A 3,917-nucleotide genomic window follows, 5' to 3' on the forward strand; every position below is an offset into this window, starting at 1 on the left:
ACGTTTTTCCAGCCGCGCAGGGCGGCAACCTTAACCACACCTTCAGCCAGCAGGATGGGATCGCCTTGTCCTTGCTGGACCATCAAACTACCATCCGGCAGGACGCGGAAAAAATAGGGTTCGCCCTCGGTGACTAAACTCCACTGCGCCGGGGCGTCAAAGCAGACTTCAGCTTCCGGGCTGGTGCGCTCCCAATGGCCGTCGAATTCCGCGGCAACGTCGATTGCCGGGCCCAGGGTGTAGAGGTATTCCCACTCGTTTGATTCCTCGATTGATTTTAGGTAGTCAATCCAGGCGACGTGGGCTTCTCCGTCCTCGATATAGACCAGGAATAGCTTATCCGGGCCGGTGAGCCGGTTCTCTCTGCGGATGGCGATGTCGAGCGGGCCGAGGCCGGGGCGCTCCCAAAGGTCGAAGGGCTGCAGGAGTGATCCCTGCTCGATGTATCTTTTTGTCCGCTGCATGATCAGGTTGATCTTCGGGTCGGCGTTTTCGGCCTGGGTCTGGCGCAGCTTCTTTAATTTTTCGAGAATCGACGCCGGGATGGGCCGCATTTAATCACCGCCCGTCACAAGCAGGACTATCCTGCAACGGTATTTCGCCCGTGCCGGGTCGGTCGAGCCGATCAACTGCTCCCAGTCCGGGTTGCCGTCGATGATGCCGATGTAGTCTGCCCCGTGACGGTGGAGCCGCAGCGGGGTTTTGTTGGCGGCGAGGGCGTCGATTGTTTCCTGCGCGGTGGCGTAGACGATGAATTCCAGTTCAAAGCTTTTCGCCGGGTCGCCTACAGTCTGCACGTGCCATTCTCCGGACAGGAGCCGGTTCTTGACTTCGGTCGTTTCCTGCCGGGGCTTGGCGAGGGTGATGTTATCCGATACAAGGGCGTTGGTAGCGTTGACATATAGGGATGTCCTCACGCCCTCACCTCCTGCAATAACTGCTCAATGACAATATCTACCACGGCGGAAAGTTGCCCCCTGTCGTTTACCCCTTCGACGCGGATGGTGCCGGAGTGTCGGACCTCCCGGCTGCCAATAGATGGGACGTTGCCCGCTCCTTGCAAACTGTAGTTCATCGCCATTTCTGGCATGGGCAGGGATGACAGGCCGCGGAAATCTTTGGTCATCGCGTCCACCGTGGCCGCCGATGTGTCCTGGATAGACATGAGGGCCCGCTCGATGTAAGACGGGGACGAGATGCCCAACCCGGACTTGAAGCCTTCCCAGAGGTCGGATGCCACCCTTTTGGCGTTATCCCATAACTCCCCGCCGATGCCGAGGAGCTTTTTAGCAGTTTCCTTGAGGATGTCCCAAACTTTGCCCGGCAGGCCCTTGATCGTGTCGATAAAAGAGTTCAAAAGTTTGCTTCCTGCTTCGATCGCCTTGTTTCGCAAGTCACTTGTCCAGGTTATCACCTTGCGGATAGTTTCAAGCAGCCAGTTCCACAGCTTACCAGGAAGCTGTTTCACAAAGTCAATAATAGAGTTCAGGAAATTCGTCCCCGCTTCGATGGCCTTTTTCTTCATATCGTCGGACCATGTTTTTGCCTTGCTGTATGTATCGGTTAACCATTTCCAGACCTTGCCCGGCAGCTCGGAGAAGAAAGTGACGATGCCCTCGATCACTTCCCCAAAAAAATCTTTAACTGTTGTCCAAATCTCAATCGCTTTTTCTTTAATTGTATCCCAATTTTTATAGAGCAGGACGCCGATGGCGATGACCGCAGCGATGGCAAGGACAATCAGGCCGATGGGGCTGGTCAGGAAGGTAAAGGCAGCGCCGAGACCTTTGACAACAACTCCTGCCACCTTGACCACAGTACCGACGGCTTTAAAAGCCTTGATGATGGTGCCAATCGCAGTGATCAGCTTGCCGACAAAAATTAGGATAGGTCCAGCGACAACAGCAATGGCTATTATTTTTAAGATCAACCCTTTCGTGCTATCATCCAGATTCGTCCACCACTCAATAGCCTTTTTCACCCAATCGACAATTTTGCCGAAGGTTTCAGCTATTTTTGCTCCTGTTTCTCTTGCCCACTCCCGCGCTTCGTCGGAGCGCAGTAACTCAAGAAATTCGGTGATGGATTCCTTCGATTGTTCAAACACACCGCCCAGCAAATTCTCGCCGATAATGCCAATATTCGCCTTGGTGTTTTTAACCATGCCCTCCCAGGTGCCTGCATAGGCGTCGGCCATGTCCCCGGCGAAGCTGTCCATCACAACCATAAAATCCTCGGCCGATACCTTGCTACCAGAAACCATTTTGCGGAATTCCTCAAGCGACACGCCCAGGTGCTCGGCCATGGCCATGGAGAAGCCCGGCATGCCCTGCTCGATCATGTTGAGTTCGCGGGTCATCAGCCGCCCGCCGCCCTGGACACGGTTGAAGATCATGGCCAGCTCGCTAACCTCCCTGCCTGATCCAACGGCAGCATTGCCGACGCGCTTGATGTAGTTGACCAACTCCTCGCCTTCCTTGACGCCTGCGGCCAAGGCCCCGGCAGCGACGGATGTTCCCTCGGCCATCGTCATGGTCGTGCCTGTGACGGCCTCGTTGACCTGCTTGGATATGCGCTCGACGTCTTGGAGGGAGTAACCGAACCCTTCGAGCTGCGCTTTTGCCGCGTCGATTGCTTTCAGGCGGCCCCAGCCGAGAGACGCCACCAGAGTGCCGGCAGCTGTAGCCGCTCCCAAGATGGGGGCAGTGACGTATTTGGTCATTCCCTTGCCCAGCTTGGTCATGCCGTTCCCGTAGTCAATCAGGCCCTGACCAGCCGTCTGCATTTTACCGTTGATGTCATTGACCTTTTTCTCAACATCGCCAAATGCTTTTTCCAGCCCGGATAGGCTGCCGGTAATCGCCACCGCCAGGGTGCCGAGGGTTCCTGCCATTACTTCTCACCGCCTTTGGGTCTCTTGATTCTGTCACCGTAGTGCTTATAAAATGCCGCTTTATCGGGCTTGTCGCTGCGCGGACCCCGCCGCCGCCGGGTTGCTTTTTTACCGCCCATCGCCTCGGAGAGTTTGCTGATCAACATCGTGGCTTTTATTTCCTCGAATTCCAGGCCGTAGTCGTAGTACATAAAAACCTCCTCGATGCTCATGTGGTCGAGGAGGTAATCAGGCCGGGCCCAGGCATACATGGCCCCGAGCTGGGCGAAAATTATACCCAGCTCGAGGGTTAGTTTTTTTCTTCTGCGCCCTCAGCCTTTTCAGCCTTTTCAGCACGCTTGCGGATGGGTTCCAAAACGAACTCGCAGAAGTCCATCATCTGGTCGAAGTCGGTGTTATCGAGCAGCCAGTCGGCGGTTATTTTTTTGTTGGATGGCTGACAGGCTTTTGCCACAAGCTCGAGCACCTTGTAAAAGGTCTCGTCTGATCCCATGCCTTTATTGTCCGCGAACTTGGCCATTTCGAGGGTGACGCGGGAAGGGATCTTGGTGACATCCACTTCTTCCCCCGCGATGCGGGCCTTGCGGGGTTGTCTAACTATCTTGTCAAAATCTCGGATGGTAGGAACATCGCTCATAATGTCACCCCTTATACCGTCTGCTCATCTTCGATGATGAAGAGCTGCTCGCCAATGGCCCGGCTCTCGTCGCAGGAGCCTTCGAGCTTGATCTCGGTCATGGCCGGATCCTCGTCTTCGTCTGCTGGCAGATCGATGCTGATGCCGCCCTCAACTTCCGCGGCGAAGACGGTGATGCGGAATTCTTTGCCGTCTTCGTTGGTGTTGGTGATCCTGACAATTCGGGGCTCGATGGAGAGCCTGCCACCGGAGGCCAGGACCTTCTTTGCTGCGGGGGTGTATTCGTATTCGATGGTCAGGGTGTGTTCAATGTCGGTATTGGTTCCGCCCCCACCTTCGCTGTCATTTACGATGATACCCCAGTTGCCAGCAGCATCTTGGACTAAA

General features: G+C 55.4%; 6 protein-coding genes. All 6 read right to left on the bottom strand.

The window, feature by feature from the left end; genetic code table 11:
• Positions 1–554, bottom strand: a 554-nt coding sequence (locus ACE4YL_RS02190) for a hypothetical protein (protein ID WP_461369090.1), incomplete at its 3' end; no start/stop codon positions are given.
• The gene (locus ACE4YL_RS02195) at positions 555–917 is read right to left on the bottom strand and encodes a hypothetical protein (protein WP_461369091.1); all 363 of its coding nucleotides are present in this window, start codon (positions 915–917) and stop codon (positions 555–557) included.
• Positions 914–2,893, bottom strand: a complete 1,980-nt coding sequence (locus ACE4YL_RS02200) for a tape measure protein (RefSeq protein WP_461369092.1) — start codon at positions 2,891–2,893, stop codon at positions 914–916. The genes ACE4YL_RS02195 and ACE4YL_RS02200 overlap by 4 nt, the downstream gene beginning before the upstream one ends.
• Entirely contained in the window at positions 2,893–3,084 is a 192-nt protein-coding gene (locus ACE4YL_RS02205; RefSeq protein ID WP_461369093.1) for a hypothetical protein, read from the bottom strand. Before ACE4YL_RS02205 ends, ACE4YL_RS02200 begins: the two co-directional genes overlap by 1 nt.
• A 98-nt stretch (positions 3,085–3,182) precedes the next feature.
• The gene (locus ACE4YL_RS02210) at positions 3,183–3,530 is read right to left on the bottom strand and encodes a hypothetical protein (protein WP_461369094.1); all 348 of its coding nucleotides are present in this window, start codon (positions 3,528–3,530) and stop codon (positions 3,183–3,185) included.
• Between the two features lie 11 nt (positions 3,531–3,541).
• Positions 3,542–3,917 (bottom strand): hypothetical protein (locus ACE4YL_RS02215; protein ID WP_461369095.1); only part of this gene is annotated, 376 nt, incomplete at its 5' end.

It is taken from the genome of Candidatus Darwinibacter acetoxidans (genome assembly GCF_041936445.1).
Lineage (GTDB): Bacteria > Bacillota > Limnochordia > Darwinibacteriales > Darwinibacteriaceae > DTU010.

Excerpts from the sequence above, each read along its gene's own strand:
- ACE4YL_RS02200 (WP_461369092.1), bottom strand. The coding sequence starts at position 2,893 with ATGGCAGGAACCCTCGGCACCCTGGCGGTGGCGATTACCGGCAGCCTA.
- ACE4YL_RS02210 (WP_461369094.1), bottom strand. The coding sequence starts at position 3,530 with ATGAGCGATGTTCCTACCATCCGAGATTTTGACAAGATAGTTAGACAA.
- ACE4YL_RS02205 (WP_461369093.1), bottom strand. The coding sequence starts at position 3,084 with ATGTACTACGACTACGGCCTGGAATTCGAGGAAATAAAAGCCACGATG.